Origin of the sequence: Bradyrhizobium sp. CCH5-F6 (assembly GCF_001556045.1) — a bacterium.
Lineage (GTDB): Bacteria > Pseudomonadota > Alphaproteobacteria > Rhizobiales > Xanthobacteraceae > Bradyrhizobium.
In genome coordinates, this window is sequence record NZ_LSIC01000018.1 from 1 (window position 1) to 20,076 (window position 20,076).

At 65.7% G+C, this 20,076-nt stretch carries 18 protein-coding genes; 11 read left to right on the forward strand and 7 right to left on the reverse strand.

What is annotated here, in order from left to right:
- A partial coding sequence (locus tag AX729_RS03755) for a methyl-accepting chemotaxis protein (protein WP_156456692.1) occupies nucleotides 1-1,087 on the forward strand: 1,087 nt, incomplete at its 5' end.
- A gap of 108 nt (nucleotides 1,088-1,195) precedes the next feature.
- Here AX729_RS03755 and mutS read toward each other — a convergent pair.
- Nucleotides 1,196-3,934 (reverse strand): DNA mismatch repair protein MutS, encoded by a 2,739-nt coding sequence (gene mutS, locus AX729_RS03760; protein ID WP_061020566.1) that lies wholly within the window; start codon nucleotides 3,932-3,934, stop codon nucleotides 1,196-1,198.
- Between the two features lie 334 nt (nucleotides 3,935-4,268).
- Here mutS and pcaF point away from each other — a divergent pair, with 334 nt between their 5' ends.
- The 5 genes from pcaF to AX729_RS03785 all read left to right on the forward strand — a co-directional run bounded on the left by pcaF (nucleotide 4,269) and on the right by AX729_RS03785 (nucleotide 9,995).
- A complete protein-coding gene (gene pcaF, locus AX729_RS03765) occupies nucleotides 4,269-5,477 on the forward strand; it encodes a 3-oxoadipyl-CoA thiolase (protein WP_061020567.1) in 1,209 nt (402 codons plus the stop codon).
- A gap of 134 nt (nucleotides 5,478-5,611) precedes the next feature.
- Nucleotides 5,612-6,313, forward strand: a complete 702-nt coding sequence (gene pcaH / locus AX729_RS03770; RefSeq protein ID WP_061020568.1) for a protocatechuate 3,4-dioxygenase subunit beta — start codon at nucleotides 5,612-5,614, stop codon at nucleotides 6,311-6,313.
- Nucleotides 6,314-6,907, forward strand: a complete 594-nt coding sequence (gene pcaG / locus AX729_RS03775) for a protocatechuate 3,4-dioxygenase subunit alpha (RefSeq protein ID WP_061020569.1) — start codon at nucleotides 6,314-6,316, stop codon at nucleotides 6,905-6,907. It begins immediately after the preceding gene.
- Between the two features lie 258 nt (nucleotides 6,908-7,165).
- On the forward strand, nucleotides 7,166-8,854 hold the full coding sequence (locus tag AX729_RS03780) for a methyl-accepting chemotaxis protein (protein ID WP_061020570.1): 1,689 nt from the start codon (nucleotides 7,166-7,168) through the stop codon (nucleotides 8,852-8,854).
- A 76-nt stretch (nucleotides 8,855-8,930) separates the two neighbouring features.
- Entirely contained in the window at nucleotides 8,931-9,995 is a 1,065-nt protein-coding gene (locus AX729_RS03785; RefSeq protein ID WP_061020571.1) for a phosphotransferase, read from the forward strand.
- Between the two features lie 75 nt (nucleotides 9,996-10,070).
- On the opposite strand, the gene AX729_RS03790 is transcribed toward AX729_RS03785, so the two are convergent.
- The 3 genes from AX729_RS03790 to AX729_RS03800 are packed head-to-tail and all read right to left on the reverse strand — an operon-like array spanning nucleotide 10,071 to nucleotide 13,299.
- Nucleotides 10,071-11,627 (reverse strand): MDR family MFS transporter, encoded by a 1,557-nt coding sequence (locus AX729_RS03790; protein ID WP_061020572.1) that lies wholly within the window; start codon nucleotides 11,625-11,627, stop codon nucleotides 10,071-10,073.
- Between the two features lie 27 nt (nucleotides 11,628-11,654).
- A complete protein-coding gene (locus tag AX729_RS03795; protein WP_061020573.1) occupies nucleotides 11,655-12,824 on the reverse strand; it encodes an HlyD family secretion protein in 1,170 nt (389 codons plus the stop codon).
- The gene (locus AX729_RS03800) at nucleotides 12,817-13,299 is read right to left on the reverse strand and encodes a MarR family winged helix-turn-helix transcriptional regulator (RefSeq protein WP_061020657.1); all 483 of its coding nucleotides are present in this window, start codon (nucleotides 13,297-13,299) and stop codon (nucleotides 12,817-12,819) included. The genes AX729_RS03795 and AX729_RS03800 overlap by 8 nt, the downstream gene beginning before the upstream one ends.
- A gap of 155 nt (nucleotides 13,300-13,454) precedes the next feature.
- On the opposite strand from AX729_RS03800, the gene AX729_RS03805 reads away from it, so the two are divergent.
- Entirely contained in the window at nucleotides 13,455-13,949 is a 495-nt protein-coding gene (locus tag AX729_RS03805) for a Fur family transcriptional regulator (RefSeq protein ID WP_061020574.1), read from the forward strand.
- 46 nt (nucleotides 13,950-13,995) lie between these two features.
- On the opposite strand, the gene AX729_RS41000 is transcribed toward AX729_RS03805, so the two are convergent.
- Entirely contained in the window at nucleotides 13,996-14,169 is a 174-nt protein-coding gene (locus tag AX729_RS41000) for a hypothetical protein (RefSeq protein ID WP_245325057.1), read from the reverse strand.
- On the opposite strand from AX729_RS41000, the gene AX729_RS03810 reads away from it, so the two are divergent.
- From AX729_RS03810 to AX729_RS03825, 4 genes are all read left to right on the forward strand, one after another.
- Nucleotides 14,090-14,938 (forward strand): DMT family transporter, encoded by an 849-nt coding sequence (locus tag AX729_RS03810; protein ID WP_245325056.1) that lies wholly within the window; start codon nucleotides 14,090-14,092, stop codon nucleotides 14,936-14,938. The genes AX729_RS41000 and AX729_RS03810 overlap by 80 nt on opposite strands.
- 12 nt (nucleotides 14,939-14,950) lie before the next feature.
- Nucleotides 14,951-16,234, forward strand: a complete 1,284-nt coding sequence (gene ispG / locus AX729_RS03815; RefSeq protein ID WP_061020576.1) for a flavodoxin-dependent (E)-4-hydroxy-3-methylbut-2-enyl-diphosphate synthase — start codon at nucleotides 14,951-14,953, stop codon at nucleotides 16,232-16,234.
- A 137-nt stretch (nucleotides 16,235-16,371) separates the two neighbouring features.
- On the forward strand, nucleotides 16,372-16,656 hold the full coding sequence (locus AX729_RS41005) for a hypothetical protein (RefSeq protein ID WP_061020577.1): 285 nt from the start codon (nucleotides 16,372-16,374) through the stop codon (nucleotides 16,654-16,656).
- A 147-nt stretch (nucleotides 16,657-16,803) separates the two neighbouring features.
- Nucleotides 16,804-17,475, forward strand: a complete 672-nt coding sequence (locus AX729_RS03825; RefSeq protein ID WP_156456703.1) for an N-acetylmuramoyl-L-alanine amidase — start codon at nucleotides 16,804-16,806, stop codon at nucleotides 17,473-17,475.
- Nucleotides 17,476-17,504: 29 nt separating this feature from the next.
- Here the strand turns inward: AX729_RS03825 and AX729_RS03830 are convergent, their stop codons facing one another.
- Complete coding sequence (locus AX729_RS03830) at nucleotides 17,505-19,112, reverse strand: Na+/H+ antiporter (protein ID WP_061020579.1); 1,608 nt, start codon at nucleotides 19,110-19,112, stop codon at nucleotides 17,505-17,507.
- Nucleotides 19,113-19,160: 48 nt separating this feature from the next.
- Entirely contained in the window at nucleotides 19,161-20,018 is an 858-nt protein-coding gene (bla, locus tag AX729_RS03835; RefSeq protein WP_061020580.1) for a class A beta-lactamase, read from the reverse strand.
- Nucleotides 20,019-20,076: the final 58 nt, after the last annotated feature.

Below are 20,076 nucleotides of genomic sequence, written 5' to 3' on the forward strand. Positions count from 1 at the left end.
CCTCAATCGTGGTGAATACCAGGCGGCCGAATACAAGCGCATCGGCAAGGGCGGCCGCGAGGTGTGGATTCTCGCGTCCTACAATCCGTTGCTCGACGAGAACGGCAAGCCGTTCGGCGTCGCCAAGTTCGCAACCGACGTCACCGCGGAGAAGCTGAAGAATGCCGATCTCGCCGGCCAGATCGCGGCGATCGACAAGGCCCAGGCGGTGATCGAGTTCAACATGGACGGCACGATCATCACGGCCAACGCCAATTTCCTCGGCGCGCTCGGCTATACGCTGGCCGAGATCAAGGGCAAGCATCACAGCATGTTCGTCGATCCCAGTGAGCGCGACGGTGCCGCCTATCGCGAGTTCTGGGCCGCGCTCAACCGCGGCCAGTATCAGGCGGCGGAATACAAGCGCATCGGCAAGGGCGGCAAGGAGGTCTACATCCAGGCGTCCTACAATCCGATCCTCGATCTCAACGGCAAGCCGTTCAAGGTGGTGAAATATGCCACCGACACGACCCGGCAGGTGCTGGTCCGCATGGGCAACGAGCGCGTCCGCGGCATGATGGAATCGGTCGCCGCCGGCTCGGAGGAGCTCAACGCCTCGGTGCGGGAGATCTCCGAGGCCATGACCAAGTCGCGCGAGACCGCGATGGGCGCGGTGGAGCAGGTCGCAGCCGCCGACGCGCAGGCCCAGCGCCTCACCGAAGCCGCACAGGCGATGAGCGGCATCGTCGAGATGATCAACAACATCACGGGGCAGATCAACCTGCTCGCGCTCAACGCCACGATCGAATCCGCGCGAGCCGGCGAGGCGGGCCGCGGCTTCGCGGTGGTCGCGTCCGAGGTCAAGAGCCTCGCCAACCAGGCCAAGCAGGCGACCGACAAGATCGGCCAGGAGATCGGCAGCCTCAACGGCATCTCCGGCGACGTCGTCAGCGCGCTCGGTTCGATCAAGCAGGCGATCACCAGCGTCAGCGAATACGTGACTTCCACCGCCGCCGCCGTCGAGGAGCAAAGCACCGTCACGAACGAGATGTCGAACAGCATGCAGCGCGCCGCGGCGGAAGCGGCGGCGATCGCGGCGAGGGCGTAAGGCGCCACCTCTCTCTCGGCGCTAAAAGTATCGTAGCCCGCATGAGCGGAGCGATATGCGGGAACAGGTGTCCCGGATATCGCTCCGCTCATCCGGGCTACGGCGCGCTCACTGCTTCGGCAGCTTCGCCTTCAACGCATATAACGCATCGAGCGCTTCGCGCGGGGACATCTCGTCCGGATGCAGCGCCTTCACGGCTTGCATCAGCAGCTCGGCTTCGCTCGGTGGTGCGGCTTCCGCTGCGGCGCGTGAGGGCACGGCGAACAGCGGCAGATCGTCGGCCAGCGCCCGTGCGGTCTGGCCGCGGTCCTGCGCCTCCAGCTTGGCCAGCACCGACTTGGCGCGCGTGATCACGGCGGGTGGCAGGCCGGCGAGCTTGGCGACCTGGATGCCGTAGGAGCGGTCGGCCGAGCCCGGCAGCACCTCGTGCAGGAACACGACATTGCCCTGCCATTCCTTCACCCGCACCGTCGCATTGAACATCCGCGGCAGCTTGGCGGAGAGCGCGGTCAGCTCGTGATAATGCGTGGCGAACAGCGTGCGGCAGCGGTTGCTCTCGTGCAGATGCTCGATGGCGGCCCAGGCGATCGACAGGCCATCGAAGGTGGCCGTGCCGCGCCCGATCTCATCCAGAATCACCAGCGAGCGCTCGCCGGCCTGGTTCAGGATCGCCGCGGTCTCGACCATCTCGACCATGAAGGTGGAGCGGCCGCGCGCGAGGTCGTCGGCGGCGCCGACGCGCGAGAACAGGCGGTCGACGATGCCGATCCGCGCGCGCGTGGCCGGCACGAAGCTGCCGATCTGCGCCAAGAGGGCAATCAGCGCGTTCTGGCGCAGGAAGGTCGATTTACCGGCCATGTTCGGGCCGGTCAGTAGCCAGAGCTGGCCGGACTTCTGTCCGGGCGCCGGCGACAAGTCGCAGGCATTGGCGATGAACGGCTCGCCGTTGCGCTTGAGGGCCTGCTCGACCACGGGATGGCGGCCGGCCTCGATCGCAAAGCCCAGCGATCCGTCGACTTCCGGCCGCACATAGTTCTCGTCGACCGCGAGCTTGGCGAGCGACGTCGCGACGTCCAGCAGCGCAAAACCTTGCGCCGCAGCGCGCAGATCGTCGCTGATCGCGAGCGCCTTGGCGCAGAGCCGCTCGAAGATCTCGAGCTCGAGCCCGAGCGCGCGATCGCCGGCATTGGCGATCTTGGCCTCGATCTCGCCGAGCTCGGAGGTGGTGAAGCGCACCTGGCCGGCCAGCGTCTGGCGATGGATGAAGGTGGCGTTCAGCGGCGGCGACATCAGCTTGTCGCCGTGCTGCGCCGTGACCTCGACGAAATAGCCAAGCACGTTGTTGTGCCGGATCTTCAGGCCCTTCACGCCGGTATTGTCGGCGTAGCGCGCCTGCATCGAGGCCACGACCAGGCGCGAGGCGTCGCGCAAATTGCGCGCTTCGTCCAATGCAGGCTCATAGCCCTGTCGAACGAAGCCGCCGTCGCGCTTGATCAGGGGCAATTGTTCGTCGAGCGCTCTGGCAAACTCGGATGCGAGCGCGCGCGACGGGCGCTGCAGCGCCGCCATCACCGCGGCGATCTCCTGCGGCGGCTGGTCCAATTCGCCAAGCCGCGCGAGCGCCTGGTCGGCGGCCATGATGCCGTCGCGGATGCCGGCGAGGTCGCGCGGTCCGCCGCGGCCGACCGAGAGACGGGCGAGCGCGCGCGACATGTCGGGTGCGCCGCGCAGGATGCTTCGGATGTCTTCGCGCGCGGCGGAATCCGCCACGAAGGCGCTGACCGCGTCGAGCCGCCGGGCGATCGCCGCGGCATCGGTCAGCGGCGCCGCCAGCCGCTGCGCCAGCAGGCGCGAGCCGGCGGAGGTCACCGTGCAGTCGATGGCGTCGAGCAGCGAGCCGCGGCGTTCCCCTGCCAATGTCCGCGTCAGCTCGAGATTGGCGCGGGTGGCCGGATCGATCGCCATGGTCGCGCCCGAGGCTTCGCGCGCAGGCGGCGACAGCGGCGGGTGCTTGCCGACCTGGGTGCGGTCGACATAGGTGACGGCAGCCGCCGCGGCGGTGGCCTCCAGGCGCGTGAGCTGGGAGAGCCCGTCCATGGTTGCGACGGCAAAGTAGTCGCACAGCCGCTTCTCGGCGGTCGCGCCGTCGAAGACGTCGCGGGTCAGCGGCGTCACCGCCGGCAGTTCGCGCAGGGTCTGTCCGAGCTCGCTGTCGTTGTAGAGCGCGTCGGTGACGATCGCCTCGTTCGGATTGATGCGCGCCAGCGTCGCGGCGAGCTCGCCTCCGGCGCATTCCGTCACCATGAACTCGGCGGTCGAGATGTCGATCCAGGCGAGACCGAAGCGGTCGCCGCCAGCGGAGGAGCGGGCACGCGCGATCGCCAGCAGGTAGTTGTTGGCACGCGCATCCAGCAGCGTGTCCTCGGTCAGTGTGCCCGGCGTGACCAGCCGCACCACGCCGCGGCGCACCACGCTCTTGTTGCCGCGCGCCTTGGCCGCGGCGGGATCCTCGGTCTGCTCGCACACCGCGACCCGGTGGCCGGCGCCGATGAGGCGATGCAGATAATCCTCGGAGCGCTCGACCGGCACGCCGCACATCGGGATATCCGCGCCCTGGTGCTTGCCGCGCTTGGTCAAGACGATGCCGAGCGTCCTGGAGGCGATCTCGGCGTCCTCGAAGAACAGCTCGTAAAAGTCGCCCATCCGGTAGAACAGCAGCAGGCCCTGATGCGCCGCCTTGATCTCGAGGTACTGTTCCATCATCGGCGTGACGCGCGCGGCGGCTTCGGCCTGCGGCGCGGGCGCCTCGTCGGGGGGCGGGACAGGTATCGGCTGTTGCATCGTCATGGGCGGCGCAACCTACAAAATTTCGCCTGAGCATCCTATCGGTTTGGCTTAGTAGGGCGGGTTTTCCACGTTGTCCGCAGTGGGGTGCGAGGTGCTGCCACATTCCCGGTCGTCATTCCGGGATGCGCCGACAGGCGCAGGCCCGGAATCCATCGGGCGGCAAATCGCGCGGCGGGATGGATTCCGGGCTCGCGACTTCGTCGCGCCCCGGAATGACGGAGAGTTCTGAATATGCCACCCGCGAAACCGTCAATTGACCTGCCGCGGGCGCCCTCCTAAAACTCCGCCGACATTGAAGAATTTGGCCGGACCGCGGCATTCAGGGAGAACAACGATGCGTGACGTCTTTATCTGCGATGCCGTGCGGACCCCGATCGGCCGCTTCGGCGGCTCGCTCGCCAAGGTGCGCGCCGATGATCTCGCCGCCGCCCCGATCAAGGCGCTGATGGCCAAGCATCCCAATCTCGACTGGGCGCAGGTGGACGAAGTCTTCTTCGGCTGCGCCAACCAGGCCGGCGAGGACAACCGCAACGTGGCGCGCATGGCGCTGCTGCTGGCGGGCCTGCCGGATTCGGTTCCCGGCCAGACCCTGAACCGGCTCTGCGCCTCGGGCCTGGATGCAGTCGGCGCGGCGGGCCGCGCCATCCGTTCCGGCGAGATCGAACTCGCCATCGCAGGCGGCGTCGAGTCGATGACGCGTGCGCCGTTCGTGATGGGCAAGGCGCAGGAGGCCTTCTCGCGCTCGGCCGAAATCTTCGACACCACCATCGGCTGGCGCTTCATCAATCCGCTGCTGAAGGCGCAGTACGGCGTCGATGCCATGCCCGAGACCGGCGAGAACGTCGCCGAGGAATTCCAGGTTTCGCGCGCCGATCAGGACGCCTTCGCCATCCGTTCGCAGCAGCGCGCAGGCGCCGCGATCGCAGCCGGCTATTTCGCCGAGGAGATCACGCCGATCACCATCCCCGGCGGCAAGGCCGGTCCCATCACCATCGACAAGGACGAGCATCCGCGCCCCGAGACCACGCTGGAAGGTCTCGCCAAGCTGAAGCCGATCGTGCGCAATCCCGGCACGGTGACGGCCGGCAATGCCTCCGGCGTCAATGACGGCGCCGCCGCCATGATCCTGGCCTCGGAAGCCGCGGTGAAGAAGCACGGCCTGACGCCCCGTGCGCGCATCCTCGGCCTTGCCTCGGCCGGCGTGCCGCCGCGGATCATGGGCATTGGTCCCGTGCCGGCCACTCGCAAGCTGATGGAGCGCCTCGGCAAGAAGATCAGCGATTTCGACCTGATCGAGCTGAACGAAGCCTTCGCCTCGCAGGGCATCGCCTGCCTGCGCCAGCTCGGGGTCAAGGACGATGCGGATTTCGTCAACCCGCATGGCGGCGCGATCGCACTCGGCCATCCGCTCGGCATGAGCGGCGCGCGCCTCGCGCTCACCGCCGTGCACGGCATGGAAAAGCGCGGCGGCAAGCTCGCGCTCGCCACCATGTGCGTCGGCGTCGGTCAGGGCGTCGCGGTCGCGATCGAGAAGCTGAACTGATCGTGGTTTCTCTCGCCTCTCCCCGCAAGCGGGGAGAGGCGAAGGAAACCCGCTTCCCCAAATTAGTTATATCCTATAATGATCGGCGGAAGCGTTGACCGGCCGGACTCCAATGGCCGGGGAGGAGTTCGCCGATGACATTCATCTATCCCACTGACAGCAACAAGGCACATCCGCTGCCGCTGTCGCCCGAGTACAAGAGCTCGATCAAGCGCGCGCCGAACAAGCCGCTGATCCCCATGCGCCACACGCTGTCGGAACTGACCGGCCCGGTCTACGGCCACGAAACCGTGCGCGAGGGCGACAATGATCTCACCACCCAGCACAGCGGCGAGCCGATCGGCGAGCGCATCATCGTGCACGGCCATGTGCGCGACGAGGACGGCCGCGGCGTGCCGAACTCGCTGGTCGAGATCTGGCAGGCCAATTCCTGCGGCCGCTACGTGCATGTCCGCGACCAGCACCCGGCGCCGCTCGATCCGAACTTCACCGGCGCGGGCCGCACCGTGAGCGATGCTTCCGGATACTATCGGTTCGTCACCATCAAGCCCGGCGCCTACCCCTGGGGCAATCATCATAACGCCTGGCGCCCCGCGCACATTCATCTCTCGGTGTTCGGCTATTCCTTCGTCACGCGCCTCGTGACGCAGATGTACTTCCCGAACGATCCCTTGTTCCCGTTCGACCCGATCTTCAACTCGGTGCCGGACGAGAAGGCGAGGGCGCGGATGGTCTCGTCGTTCGATCTCGAGAACACAAAACCCGAATGGGCGCTGTGCTATCGCTTCGACATCGTGCTGCGCGGCAAGAACGCCACCCCCATGGAGAACCATTAAGTGCAAGAGTCCAACGGGATCACCCCATCGCAGACGGTCGGTCCGTTCTTCAAATACGGCCTGACGCCGAACGGCGAATACGCCTGGAACGACGCTTTCACCAACTCGACACTGACCCCCGACGTCTCGGGCGACCGCATCCGCATCGAGGGCCGCGTGTTCGACGGCGACGGCGTTGCCGTGCCGGACTGCATGCTGGAGATCTGGCAGGCGGATGGGCAAGGCCGCTTCTCCGACCCGCAGGACAAGCGTGCGCTGCCGAATGCGAGCTTCCGCGGCTTTGCCCGCTGCGGTACCGACAAGGACGGCAACTACGCCTTCGAGACCATCAAGCCGGGCGCGGTGCCGGATCCCGACGGGAAGCCGCAGGCGCCTCACATCCTGCTTGCCGTGTTCGGCCGCGGCATGCTGCGGCATCTCTACACCCGGATCTATTTCAGTGACGAGGCTGGCAACGCGGCCGATCCGGTGCTGGCCTTGGTGCCGGCGGATCGCCGCGCCACGCTGACCGCGGTGCGCGAGGCCGGCAAGCCGGTGTATCGGCTCGACCTGCGGCTCCAGGGCGACGACGAGACGGTGTTCTTCGAGGTCTGAGCGAGCGTGCCGGCGAAGCCAGGTCGTCGGCACCACGTTCCTTATTCAGCGCAGTCGCGGTGGGCGTTGCCGTGCATCCGGCCCGATCGTCTCTTGCGCGCCTGTGCGTCAGTCCCGTTGACCTAAATCCGATAGAACGACGTCCAACTCCCGTAGTTTTGCGGAGCCTTTCTTCCGGGACGTTCCTGCGGGGCAATTCCGCATTTACCATATTGATCTAGGCTGCTCGCGGCTTCAGCGCGCGCCGTGGATCACTTCATGAAAATCCGTCTGTCATTGTCCTCCGCGATCGTCGCTTTCGGGATCGTTCTTGCCATCGGCTTTACGGCGGTCGTTTCCACCAGCCTCTATGCGCTGCGCGAGCTCAAGGTCGGCGGCCCGCTCTATTCCGACATCAAGCTCGGCAACGACCTGATCGCCGATATCCTGCCGCCGCCGGAATATGTCATCGAGGCCTATCTCGAGGCCACCCTCGCCATGCGCGAGCCGGACCAGCTGGCGGCCCATGCTGAGCGCCTGGTCCAGCTCCGCAAGGACTACGACGAGCGCAAGGCGTTCTGGGTGTCCTCCAGCCTCTCGCCCGACCTCAAGACCGCGCTGGTGTCGAAATCCGATGCGGAGGTGCAGAAATTCTGGAAGGCGTCCGACCAGCTCCTGCCGGCCCTCAAGGCCAAGGACGCGGCTGCTTCCGAGCGCGCCTATGCGCAGCTCAAGGACGCTTATACTGCGCATCGCGCCGTCATCGACAGCATCGTCGAGAACGCGAACAAGCAGAATGCCGCCATGGAGAAGCTGGCCGCGGACCGCGACAGCTCCATCCTCTATATCCTCCTCGGCGTCTCCGCGGCCGTTCTGGCCTTCATTGCCGCCGGTCTGCTTGGTGTTGCCCTCGGGGTGGTCCGTCCGATCGTGCGCATGACGGAGACGATGCAGAAGCTCGCGACCGGCGATCTCGCCGCCGACATTCCGTTCGCGCACCGCCAGGACGAGGTCGGCTCGATGGCGGGTGCGCTCCTGGTGTTCAAGCAGGCGGCGGTCGAGAATTCCCGCCTGCGCGAGGAGCAACTGCGGCAGGAGCAGGAGGCGACGCTTGCCAAGCGCTCCGCCCTGCATCAGATGGCCGAGACGGTCGAGCGCGAGACGGGCCGCTCGGTCGATACCGCGACCGCGGCTACTCAAGGCGTCGAGCGGGCCGCTTCCGGTCTGTCGGAGATCGCAAAGTCGCTCTCTGCGCAGTCGCAGGCCGTCGCGGCGGCCTCTACGCAGGCCCTCGGCAGCTCGCAGGCCGTCTCGGCTGCGGCCGAAGAATTGAGCGCCTCGATCCGTGATATCGCAAGCCAGGTCGCACGGACCAGCAACGTCACCAAATCGGCGGTCGCCGGCCGCGAGCAGGCGCGTTCGACCATCCAGGCGCTGGCCGGGTCGGTGAAGAAGATCGCCGAAGTCTCCGATCTCATCGGCGGCATCGCCGGCCAGACCAATCTCCTCGCGCTCAACGCGACCATCGAGGCGGCGCGCGCCGGCGAAGCCGGCCGCGGCTTCGCGGTAGTTGCCGCCGAGGTGAAATCCCTGTCCGACCAGACCGCCAAATCCACCGAAGAGATCGGACGGCTGATTGCCGAAATCCAGACTTCGACGCAGGCGGCGGTCGATGCGGTCGAGGCCATGGGGGGCCACATCGTCGAGATCGACGGCGTGGCGACCTCGGTCGCCGCTGCGATGGAAGAGCAGGATGCCGCGACGCGCGAGATCACGCGCTCGATTTCCGAATCCGCATCCGCAGCGAAGGAGGTCTCGGCCAAGATCGGCGATGTCAGCCGCGACGCCGCCTCCGTGAACGAACGCGCCGCGGAGGTCAGGCAGGCGATCGCCGGGATGGCGGCCAATCTCGAACAGCTACGGACGGTCGTCGTGCGGACCGTGCACGATTCGACCGCGGCAGCCTGAACCTGACGGCAGCTCGGCCGCTGGTGCCCGGCAGTGAGATCGTGCAGTATGGCGCGGGACAGGGGCATCGTGGTTCATGACATCTCCACAATTGCCGGCGGTCGTTGAGCCCGCCCGACTGACGGCCGCGCTGCGCCGGGGCGGCGTGCTGGACGCCGGCGCGGTGCGCGAAGTGAAGGTGCTGCACCAGCGCGACACCGTCGTGTCACATATCATCCGTCTCGGCCTGCGCTATGTCGGCGAATCCGCCGGCGCCCCGCAGTCGTTGATCCTGAAGACTCCCAATGCCGCGTTCGCGCAGACGCTGGCAAATGGCGGCCGGCGCGAGATCGCATACTACACGCAGCTGACGCCGAGCATGCCGCCGGGACTCGTGCCCCGCTGCTTCGACGGACATTTCGATGAGGACAGCCTCGCCTGGCATCTTCTGCTCGAAGACCTCACGGACAGCCACGACATCGCGACGGCCTGGCCGCTGCCGCCATCGCGCGATCAGGCAATTGCGATCGTTACAACGCTCGCACGCTGGCACGCAGCCTGGTGGGACCATCCCGGACTTGGCGACCCCGTCGGCACCTGGGCAAGCACGGAGGACAGCGCGCAACGCATGGAGACGTTTGCGGGCCATTATGACCGGTTCGCCGATCTGCTCGGGGATCGTCTCAGCGAGGAACGGCGGATCCTCTATCGTCGCCTCATCGATCGGTCGGAACGGCTCTCCGGGCGTTATCATTCACGGCGCAACATGAGCATCACCCATGGCGATGCTCATACCTGGAATTTCCTGCTGCCGCGCGCGGGCGTTGCCGATACCGTGCGCATCTTCGACTTCGATCTTTGGAGCGTCAACGTTCCGACCAACGACCTCGCCTTCATGATGGCCTTGCATTGGTATCCGGAACGCCGGCAGGCGCTCGAACGCCCGCTGCTCGGTCTCTACCACGACACGCTGATCGAAAGCGGCATCACCGGCTACACGCGCGGCGCGCTCGATCGTGACTACCGCTGGGCGGTGCTCTGGCACATCACGAGGCCGGTCTGGCAGTGGAGCATCAACATCCCGCCGCTGATCTGGTGGAATAATCTGGAACGGGTGTTCGCGGCAGTGGATGATCTCGGCTGCGAGGAACTGTTGGGATGATCTCTCGTGCCCCGGACGCATCGCATCGCTACGTGCTGCACCGCGACCGGGACACGAGATCGCGCGAAGTCGACCCTACTCCATCACCGCATGTTCCGGTCCCGCCGCCTGCTTGCGCAGCGTAGCCTTGGTCGAGCCGATCAGGAAGGCGAGCGGGATGGTGCAGAGGATGAAGACCATCACCAGCTGGTAGTCGTGCGCGAAGGCGATGATCTGCGCCTGTATGCTGACCATTCTGTCGGCCATGGCGCGGCCGGTGTCGGTGGATAGATTGATCATGCCGCTGACGTCGGGCATCTGCAGCGCATGATTGAACGGGTTGATGTGCTCGGACAGGATCGCATAGGTCCGTCTCGTTCCCTGCGTCAGCTCGGCGATGACGACGGAGATGCCGACCGAGCTCGCGACGTTGCGCACCAGGGTCAGCATCGCGGAGCCATCGGTGCGCAAATCGTTCGACAGCGTCAGGAACGCCACTGTCGAGAGCGGCACGAAGACGAGGCCGAAGCCGAAGCCCTGGATGACGCTGACGGTGACGATCTCCGGTACCTGGGTCAAATCGGTCCAGGAGGTCATCTGGAAAAGCGAGCCGGCGGTCAGCGTCAGGCCGGCGATGATCAGCGTGCGCGCCTCAAAATAACGCATCATGCGACCGACCAGCATCATGGCGAAGAAAGTGCCGATGCCGCGGGTCGCAAGCAGCAGGCCGGCGGTGATGATGGGATAGCCGATCACGTTCTGCATGTAGGGCGAGGCCAGCGCCATGGTCGAGAACAGCACGAGCCCCATGACGATCATGAAAACGCAGCCGGTGACGAAGTTGCGATCCCGAAACAGCGCGAAGCGGATGAACGGCGTCGACGTCGTGAAGGAGTGCGAGAGGAAGAAATAGAAGGCAACTGCCGAGATGATGAATTCCGCGAGAATCTCACTGGATTCGAGCCAGCCCAATTGCTCGCCGCGATCGAGCGCGAGCTGCAGGGCGCCGATCGCGACGGCCAGCGCGGCGAAGCCGAACCAGTCGAATTTGAGGCTGATATCCTTTCGGGTCTCGTCCATGAAGACAATCAGTCCGATGACCGTGATCGCGCCGAACGGCAGGTTGACGAAAAACACCCAGTGCCAGGAATAGGTCTCGGTGAGCCAAGCGCCGAGCGAGGGGCCCATGATCGGACCCATCATCACGCCCATGCCCCAGATCGACATCGCCTTGGCGCGTTCCTGGAGCGTGTAGTAGTCGAGCATCACCGACTGGGATAGCGGGACCAGAGCCGCTCCGAACACGCCCTGGAGCAGACGGAACAGCACCATCTGATTGATGTCCTGCGCCAGCCCGCACAATACAGACGCCATCGTGAAGCCGGCCGAACAGATGATGAAGATGCGCTTGCGGCCGAAGCGGTTGGAGATCCAGCCCACCGGCGCCGTCATGATCGCGGCGGCGACGATGTAGGAGGTCAGCACCCAGTTGATCTGGTCCTGCGATGCCGACAGCGTGCCCTGCATGTATGGCAGGGCGACGTTGGCGATGGTGGTGTCCAGCGCCTGCATGATGGTCGCGGTCATGGCGCAGATCGTCACCATGTTCCGGCGCAGGCCGGGGACCGTCAGGCTGGCGTTGATATCGGACATCGGATCGGCCCGGTTGCAGTCTCTGGCTTAGTCTTTGTCGTTGTCCTGGCTCGCGGTTGCCGACAGGCCGAACAGGCCGGCGAGCGAGCGCTGGTGGCCGGTATCGATGGTGGCATAGACGCTCATGCCAGCCTTCAGCTTCCGCACATGTTCGTCGGTCTCGTCGAAATAGATGCGGATCGGCACGCGCTGGACCACCTTGACGAAATTGCCCATGGCGTTCTGCGGCGGCAGGATGGCGAACTGCGCGCCGGTGCCGGGCGAGAGCGAACCGATCTTGCCTTTGAAGACGTGGTTCGGGAACGCGTCGACGACGAGCGTCACGGGCTGTCCTTCGGTCACGTAAGTGAGATCGCTCTCCTTCGGATTGGCGTCGACCCAGGGATGGGCGACGTCGATGATGGAAAACACCGGCGTACCTGCGGCGACATAGCGGCCGAGCTGGATCTGCTCGACCTGCGTCGCCACACCATCCATCGGCGCGCGCAGCATGGTATGATTGAGGTTGCGCTCGGCGTCATCCAGCTTGGCTTTCGCCTGAGCGTAAAGCGGGAATTGCTCGAGCGGCAGGTCAGGGTTGCCGAGCAATTGCGTCTTGGCATTGGAGAGCTGCTGCTTGATGTATTGCGCCTGCGCCCCGGCGGTGACCAGTGCGTTCGACGCGTTGTCGAGATCGAGCTGCGAGCCGAAATTGTTCTTCACCAGCGCCTGCTTGCGCTCGACGTCGCGCTGCCTCAAGTCGATGCCCTGCTGCGCCAGATTGAGCATATCGCCGTAGATCTTGATGTTGGCGACCAAGTTGTCGTAGGTCGTGCGGGCCTGCGCGAGTTGCGCCTTGGCTTCCTCGACGGCATGGCGGAACGGCACGGGGTCGATCTCGAACAGCTCGTCGCCCCGCTTGACCGTCTGGCCTTCTTTCACGATCACCTTCTGGATTTTGCCGGAGATGTCGGGCGTCACCAGCACCTTTTGTGCGCCGACATAGGCATTGTCGGTGCCGACGTAGCGGCCGCCATGGAGATAGAAGGTGAGGCCGCCGATGGCGACGACGACCGGCAGCACGACCAGGAGCAGGAAGCGGCGGTAGCGACGCAGGCCCGCCACCAGGCGGCGGCGGGGATCGGTGCCGGCTTTCTTGGTCGGCTTGCGGCCGTCGGTCTTTTGCTCGGGTTGGAACTTGAGGATCTGGTCAGCCATAGCGCTGCTCCTTCCGTGCTTGTTCCGCGCCGCTGGTCTGGATCGCCGTCCGCACGTTTTCCTTGATCGTCTCGAGCTGGCTGAGGAGACGATGGGCGTCCGCCGGGTTGATGCCTTCGAGGGCGTTGGCCGTGAGCTCGGACTTCAGCCCGCTCATCTTGCCGAGCAATTGCCGCCCGGCCTTCTTGAGGTGCAGACGCTTGACGCGGCGATCCGAAGCATCGCTGCGGCGTTCGATCCAGTCATTGTCGCAGAGCTTATCGATCAGGCGCGTCAGCGTGATCGGCTGCATCTCCAGAAGCTCGGCGAGCTCGGATTGCTTCATGCCCTCGCTGCGCTCGACCTTGGCCAGCACCGCCCATTGCGCGCGGGTGATGCCGAATCGCGAGGCCTCCTTGTCGGCATAGACGCGCAACAGACGGTAGAGCTCGCCGAGCGTAAAAAGGAAGTTCTGGTCGACCGACCCGCGGCTCATGAGCTTCGTCTCCAATAAGCTTGTTTATAATAAGCAAGCTTATGATTATTTCACGCGGGGTCGGCGGGACGCTGTCCCGCGGCGAGAGCATGGCTGGCAACCCCCTCGCCCCTGGTGCTTTGGGTTCCCCCGCCGAAATGCTAGAAGGCACCCGCATGACCCTCGCAAAGCCGGCATTTCCCGCGCCCGACCACGATCACGGCCGCTGCACCGCGGACGCGCTGGCGCATGCCGAGGAGGTTTGCGAGCAGCGCGCGCAGAAATTCACGCCGATCCGCCGCCAGGTGCTGAGTGCGCTGCTCTCCAGCCACCGGCCGCTCGGCGCCTATGAGGTGATCGACGAGCTCGCCAAGTCGATGGCGCGGCCGGCGCCGATCACGGTCTATCGTGCGCTCGATTTCCTGATGGCCAACGGCCTCGTGCACCGCATCGAGAGCCGCAATGCCTATCTCGCCTGCGCCGCCCATGATCACGACTCGACCTCGGCCGTGGCGTTCCTGATCTGCGAGCGCTGCGGCCTGGTCGGCGAGATCCCGTCGGCGTCCTTCGCCAAGGACCTCAACGCGGCCGCGCGCGCCTCAGGCTTCGCCCCCAAATTGTCCGTGGTGGAGATCACGGGCGTCTGCACCCATTGTCAGAAAACTGCATAGACCAACAACGGCGCAAAGCCGGTATTCGGGAAGAGATGTCCTCAGCTCAAATCGTTCCTTCCGCCGCGCGCCCCCTCAGTGCCGGCGCCATCGCCCTGATGCTCATGCTGTGCCTGACCTGGGGATTCAACCAGATCGCGGTGAAGCTGGTGCTGCCGGACATTCCGCCGATGCTCCAGGCCACGATCCGCTCGATGGGCGCGCTGCCGGTGCTGTTCATCATCGGCACCTTTCGTGGCGTCAATTTCTTCGAGCGTGACGGCACCTGGAAGCCCGGCCTGATCGCCGGGCTGATGTTCGGCATCGAATTCGTGCTGATCTTCCAGGGCTTGCGCTTCACCTCGGCTTCGCGTGCGGTGGTGTTCCTCTACACGGCACCGTTCTTCGTGGCGCTCGGCTCTTATCAAGTCCTTGGCGAGCGGCTTGGCGGCTTGCAATGGCTGGGACTGGCCATCAGCTTTGCCGGCGTTGCCCTCGCGATCGGCGTCCCGCAGCCCAATGTCGATTCGCAAGTTCTGCTCGGCGACCTCATGATCGTCGGCGGCGCCGGGTTGTGGGCGGCGACCACCCTGGTCGCCAAGGGAACCCGGCTGCGCTTCGCCGCGCCCGAGAAGGCCTTGGGCTATCAGGTCGCCACATCGATCCCGATCCTGGGGAGCGCGGCCTGGCTGTTCGGCGAATCAATCACGCACACGCCGACGCCGCTATCGATCGGTCTGATGGCCTTCCAGGCGATCTGGGTGGTGGGAACCACGTTCACGCTCTGGTTCGCGCTGGTGAAGGCCTATTCGGCCAGCAAATTGTCGGCTTTTACCTTCATCACCCCTTTGTTTGGCGTGGTCGGTAGCTATTTCATCATGCACGACACCCTGAGCCTGACATTCGGGGCCGCCGCGGTCCTTGTAATTGCTGGGCTTTTTCTGGTTAACCGTCCGAGCCAAGCGGCCGCGGCGCCGCGCGATGCATTGCTGAACGTCACCAAAACCTGATATTTGGACCTCATGAACAAGCTCGAAAATCCCCTCGATTCCGACGTCGCGGGTCCGGCGCCCCGGCACCGGACCACCCAGGTCAAGGTTGGCAATGTCGCCGTTGGTGGCGGTGCGCCGATCGTCGTGCAGTCGATGACCAACACCGACACCGCCGACATCGACGGCACCATCGCCCAGGTCGCAGCGCTCGCGCGCGCCGGCTCCGAAATGGTCCGCATCACCGTGGACCGCGAGGAGGCCGCAGCCGCCGTTCCGCACATCCGCGACGGCCTCGCCAAGCGCGGCATCACCACGCCCTTGATCGGCGACTTCCACTATATCGGTCACAAGCTGCTCGCGGCCTATCCGGCCTGCGCAGAGGCACTGGCCAAGTACCGCATCAATCCCGGTAATGTCGGCTTCAAGGACAAGCGCGACACCCAGTTCGCCGACATCATCGAGATCGCGAACAAGAACAACAAGCCGGTCCGCATCGGTGCCAATTGGGGCTCGCTCGATCAGGAGCTTCTGACCAAGCTGATGGACGAGAACGCCGCGTCCGCCAATCCGCGCGACGTGCGGGCTGTGACACGCGAGGCCATGGTGCAATCGGCACTGCTCTCGGCCGCGCGCGCCGAAGAGCTCGGCATGCCCAAGGACCGCATCATTCTCTCCGCCAAGGTCTCGGCCGTGCAGGATCTGATCGCGGTCTACCAGGATCTCGCCAGGCGCTCCGACTACGCCATCCATCTCGGCCTGACCGAGGCTGGCATGGGCTCGAAGGGCATCGTGGCGTCCTCGGCCGCGCTCGGCATTCTGCTGCAGCAGGGCATCGGCGACACCATCCGCATCTCGCTCACGCCCGAGCCCGGCGGCGACCGTACCCGCGAGGTGCAGGTCGGCCAGGAGCTCTTGCAGACCATGGGCTTCCGCACCTTCGTGCCGCTGGTTGCGGCCTGCCCGGGCTGCGGCCGCACCACCTCGACCACGTTCCAGGAGCTGGCACGATCGATCCAGGATTTCATCCGCGACGAGATGCCGAACTGGAAGACGAAATATCCCGGCGTGGAAGAGCTCAACGTCGCGGTGATGGGCTGCATCGTCAACGGCCCCGGCGAATCCAAGCATGCCAATATCGGCATCTCGCTGCCGGGCACGGGCGAAGCGCCGGCCGCGCCGGTTTTCGTCGACGGCAAGAAGTTCCGCACGCTGCGCGGTCCGACCATCTCAGCTGACTTCAAGGCGCTGGTGATCGACTACATCGACCAGCGTTACGGCCAGGGCACCAAGGTGCCGGCGCCTGCGGCGGAGTGATTTCACTCCGCTAGCACCCCATGCTCCGCTGTCGTCCCGGCCTTCGCCGGAACGACCGGTTGTGTTTGCAGTGCAGATTGCACATCCATCGCCGCGCGCTACCATGCTCCCAATCGACAACGATCGGGAGAACCGCCATGAGTTCGCTCGCCGGCAAGCAGGGGCCGCGCTATCGCCATACGGCGGACGATGGCGCGCCTGACGAAGCCATTGCGGTCGAAAAGCTCACCCCGATCATCGCCGCGGAAATCTCCGGCGTCGATATCGGCAAGCTCGTCGAGGGCGATAGCCGGGACCGCTATGCGGTGCGCGCCGGCGCCTGCGTCACCAGCAAAGCCAAGGACTTGCCGGCCGCGATGCTCGAATGGTTCGGTGACGTTGCCGGCTTCGTCGGCCGTCACGGGATCGCAGCAGCGGAGTAGCGCTTGGGTCGGTCGCGGAGCGTCATTGTCGGGCTGGTCGCCTCGATCCTGCTGTCGTCGCTCGCAACTCTTGGCAGCAGCGAGGCCGTTGCCGCGCGAAAGACGGGAGGACCCAACGGCAAGCAGCTGTCACCGGCCAGATGCGAGATGCCCAAGTTCCGGATCGTCGTGGATGTCGGGCACACGCCGGACTCCTACGGCGCGTTGAGCGCGCGCAACGATCCGGAGTTCGGCTTCAACTTCCGACTCGCCAGGCTGATCACGGCGAAGCTCAGGTCTGAAGGCTTTGCCGAAGCCCGCCTGCTCGTCACGGACGGCAAGGCACGGCCGAGCCTGTTGAAGCGCGTCGGCGCCGCGAACGAAGGCCGGGCCGATCTGTTCCTGTCGATCCATCATGATTCGGTGCCTGACAAGCTGCTCGAGATCTGGGAGTTCGACGGCGCGAAGAGTCATTTCAGTGATCGCTTTTCGGGGCACTCGCTTTTCGTGTCGCAGCAGAATCCGCGCTTCGCCACCAGCCTGATGCTGGCGCGGATGATCGGCAGGCAGTTGAAGGAGCAGGGGCTGCGCTATGCCAGCCAGTACACCTTGCCCGTGATGGGCCGCTACCGGCGTCAGCTGCTCGACAAGGATGTCGGCGTCTATCGCTATGACGGGCTCGTCGTGCTGTCGCGGACGCGGAGCGCCGCCGTGCTGCTCGAGGCCGGCTCGATCGTCAATCGCGACGAGGAAATGGAGATGAACTCGGCGGAGCGGCAGGAGGCCGTCGCGGGAGCCGTCGCGGCCGCCATGAGGGAGTTTTGCGACAGGCGGATTTAACCTGCCCGTTCAACAATGAAGACGAGAAGCTACAGCGGCGTTCCCCGATACTCCCGGTTTGCCAGACTTGCTTCCTCCAGATCCAGATCACGCTCGATCCGCCGCCGCGTCTCGTCGGTGATCTGGCCGTCGCGCAGGAGGTCGTGGATGAATTTGCGCTCGGCGGCGATCAGCTCGCGGGTCAGCGCGGTTCCGGCGGCGGAGACGTCGTGGTGGTTGGGGTCGAGCGAATCCGGGAGCTGGTTGAGGCGGATATCGTGTCGTGCGCGCAGCAGCCGCATCACCTCTTCGGACACGTCCTTCTGCGCGGTCAGGGCGTCCAGCGATGCCAGCGCGGCATCGAGCGCCTGGCGGCGGGCGGCGATCTCGGCCTCGTGCTCGGCGGCGTGCTCGTGGCGGCCGGCTTCCGCGACGCCGAGCCAGCGCACGATTGGCGGCAGCGTCAGGCCGACGCCGATGAGCGTGACGAAGATGACGCCGAAGGCGACGAACAGGATCAGGTCGCGATACGGAAAGGCTCCGCCATCAGGCAGCGTGAACGGCAGCGCCAGCGCCGCCGCCAGCGATACCGCGCCGCGCACGCCAGTGAAGGCGAGCACGAACGGCCATTGCCATGGCGGCGACGGGTCGCGCGCGCGCAGCGACTTGCTGAGCATCCGCGGCAGATAGGTCGCTGGATAGAGCCAGGCGAAGCGCGCGATCACGACGATGACCAGGACCACGGCTGTCGCGATGAGAATGTCGTCGAGCGGGAAGGACTTCGACTTCTCGTAGAGCGCGCGCATCTGGAAGCCGGTGAGCAGGAACAGCATGCCCTCGATCAGGTAGATCACCAGATCCCAGAAGAAGATGCCTTGCAGGCGCGTGGCCGACGAGATCAGCAACGGGCCGTTCCAGCTCACATAGAGGCCGCAGGCGACGGTCGCGATCACGCCGGAGCCGCCGACATGTTCGGGCAACCAGTAGGAGACGTAGGGTGTGATCAGCGACAGCGTCAGCTCGACCTGCGGATCGCCGGACCATTTGCGGAAGCGAAGGGAGAGCCAGCCGACGCCGATGCCGAAGGCGATCTCGCTGGCGACGATGAGGAGGAACTCGCCGGCCGCGAGCGGCAGCGAGAAATGTCCGACCATGATCGCGGCAAGGGCAAAGCGGTAGAGGATCAGCGCGGTGGCGTCATTGGCCAGCCCCTCACCCTCGAGGATGACCAGGAGCCGGCGCGGCATGTTGAGCCGGCGCGCGATCGCGAGCGGCGCCACCACGTCGGGCGGCGCGACGATGGCTCCGAGCAGGAAGGCGATCGTCCAGGGAAGGCCGATCAGATAATGCGTGGCGGTTGCCACCATGGCCGCCGTGAAGATCACGGCGCCGACCGCGAGCAGCACGATCGGGCGCAGATTTTTCCTGAACTCGCGCCAGCTCATCGCGACGCTTGCCGAGTAGATCAGCGGCGGCAGCACGAGCAGCAGCACCAGCTCCGGCGGCAGTTCCACCGACGGCATGCCCGGCACGAAGGCGAGGCCGACGCCGGCGAGCATCAGGAGAATGGCAGGCGCGATGTTGAAGCGGCGCGCAGCAAGTGCGGTGCCTGCCAGCACGGCGAGCAGGATGAGAAAAGTCTGAAATTTCGCTTCCATGACGGTTTGTCTTGACCCGGAAGCGGCCGCAACGTCAATGCGCGCGGCTCACGCCAGCCGCTCGGCCACCATCCGCCCAGTTTGCGCGAACACGGACGCGATCTGCGCCGCGGTCGGCGTGCCGCCCTGGACGTAGGCCGTGATCAGGATCGGCGTGTCTGGCTTCGGCCAGGCCACCGCGATGTCGCCCGCTGCGTCCTTGCCGTTGTAGCCGGTCTTGTCGCCGATCTTCCAGTCTGCGGGCAGGCCGCCGCGCAGCCGGTTCGCACCGGTCCTACAGTTCACCATCCACTCGGTGAGCTGCACGCGCGAGGCCGGCGACAATGCTTCGCCCAAGACAAGCCGACGCAGATTCCCGGCCATCGCGGCCGGCGTCGTGGTGTCCCGGGAATCGCCGGGCCGTGAGCGGTTGAGCTCGGGCTCGTTGTGATCGAGCCGCGAGGTGGTATCGCCGAGCGACCGCCAGAATGCAGTCAGCGCGGCGGGGCCGCCGATCCGCGCCAGCAGCAGATTGGCGCAGGTGTTGTCGCTGAGCTCCACGATGGCCTTGCACATCTCGCCGACCGACATCGCGCTGGCCGCGAGATTTTGCCTCGCCACCGGTGCGTACTCCAAGAGATCGGCCTGGCCGTAAGGGATCATGGCCGCAAGCTGCTCCTCGCCGCGATCGACCCGCGCCAGCACGCAGGCCGCCAGCGAGGCCTTGAATGTCGAGCACATGACGAACCGATCGTCGGCGCGCCAGGCGAGCTTTGCGCCGGTGGCCAGGTTCTCCGCATGGACCCCGATCCGCCCGCCGCTCTCGCGTTCATAGGCCGCGAATTCCGGCGGCGCATCCGCTGCCAGCACGGGAGTGGCGGCCATCCAGCAGAGTGAGGCGAGTAGGGAGCGACGGTCGAGAGGCATGGGAGGATTTTCTGGCAAGTGGCAGGAAGATGTGGCCGTTACTTCACCCACGGCGTCA

What these genes read in the sequence shown, in the direction of transcription:
- mutS (WP_061020566.1), bottom strand. Translation starts at nt 3,934, where the DNA reads ATGACGATGCAACAGCCGATACCTGTCCCGCCCCCCGACGAGGCGCCC.
- pcaF (WP_061020567.1), top strand. Translation starts at nt 4,269, where the DNA reads ATGCGTGACGTCTTTATCTGCGATGCCGTGCGGACCCCGATCGGCCGC.
- pcaH (WP_061020568.1), top strand. Translation starts at nt 5,612, where the DNA reads ATGACATTCATCTATCCCACTGACAGCAACAAGGCACATCCGCTGCCG.
- AX729_RS03780 (WP_061020570.1), top strand. Translation starts at nt 7,166, where the DNA reads ATGAAAATCCGTCTGTCATTGTCCTCCGCGATCGTCGCTTTCGGGATC.
- AX729_RS03785 (WP_061020571.1), top strand. Translation starts at nt 8,931, where the DNA reads ATGACATCTCCACAATTGCCGGCGGTCGTTGAGCCCGCCCGACTGACG.
- AX729_RS03790 (WP_061020572.1), bottom strand. Translation starts at nt 11,627, where the DNA reads ATGTCCGATATCAACGCCAGCCTGACGGTCCCCGGCCTGCGCCGGAAC.
- AX729_RS03795 (WP_061020573.1), bottom strand. Translation starts at nt 12,824, where the DNA reads ATGGCTGACCAGATCCTCAAGTTCCAACCCGAGCAAAAGACCGACGGC.
- AX729_RS03800 (WP_061020657.1), bottom strand. Translation starts at nt 13,299, where the DNA reads ATGAGCCGCGGGTCGGTCGACCAGAACTTCCTTTTTACGCTCGGCGAG.
- AX729_RS03805 (WP_061020574.1), top strand. Translation starts at nt 13,455, where the DNA reads ATGACCCTCGCAAAGCCGGCATTTCCCGCGCCCGACCACGATCACGGC.
- AX729_RS41000 (WP_245325057.1), bottom strand. Translation starts at nt 14,169, where the DNA reads ATGAACAGCACCGGCAGCGCGCCCATCGAGCGGATCGTGGCCTGGAGC.
- ispG (WP_061020576.1), top strand. Translation starts at nt 14,951, where the DNA reads ATGAACAAGCTCGAAAATCCCCTCGATTCCGACGTCGCGGGTCCGGCG.
- AX729_RS41005 (WP_061020577.1), top strand. Translation starts at nt 16,372, where the DNA reads ATGAGTTCGCTCGCCGGCAAGCAGGGGCCGCGCTATCGCCATACGGCG.
- AX729_RS03825 (WP_156456703.1), top strand. Translation starts at nt 16,804, where the DNA reads ATGCCCAAGTTCCGGATCGTCGTGGATGTCGGGCACACGCCGGACTCC.
- AX729_RS03830 (WP_061020579.1), bottom strand. Translation starts at nt 19,112, where the DNA reads ATGGAAGCGAAATTTCAGACTTTTCTCATCCTGCTCGCCGTGCTGGCA.
- bla (WP_061020580.1), bottom strand. Translation starts at nt 20,018, where the DNA reads ATGCCTCTCGACCGTCGCTCCCTACTCGCCTCACTCTGCTGGATGGCC.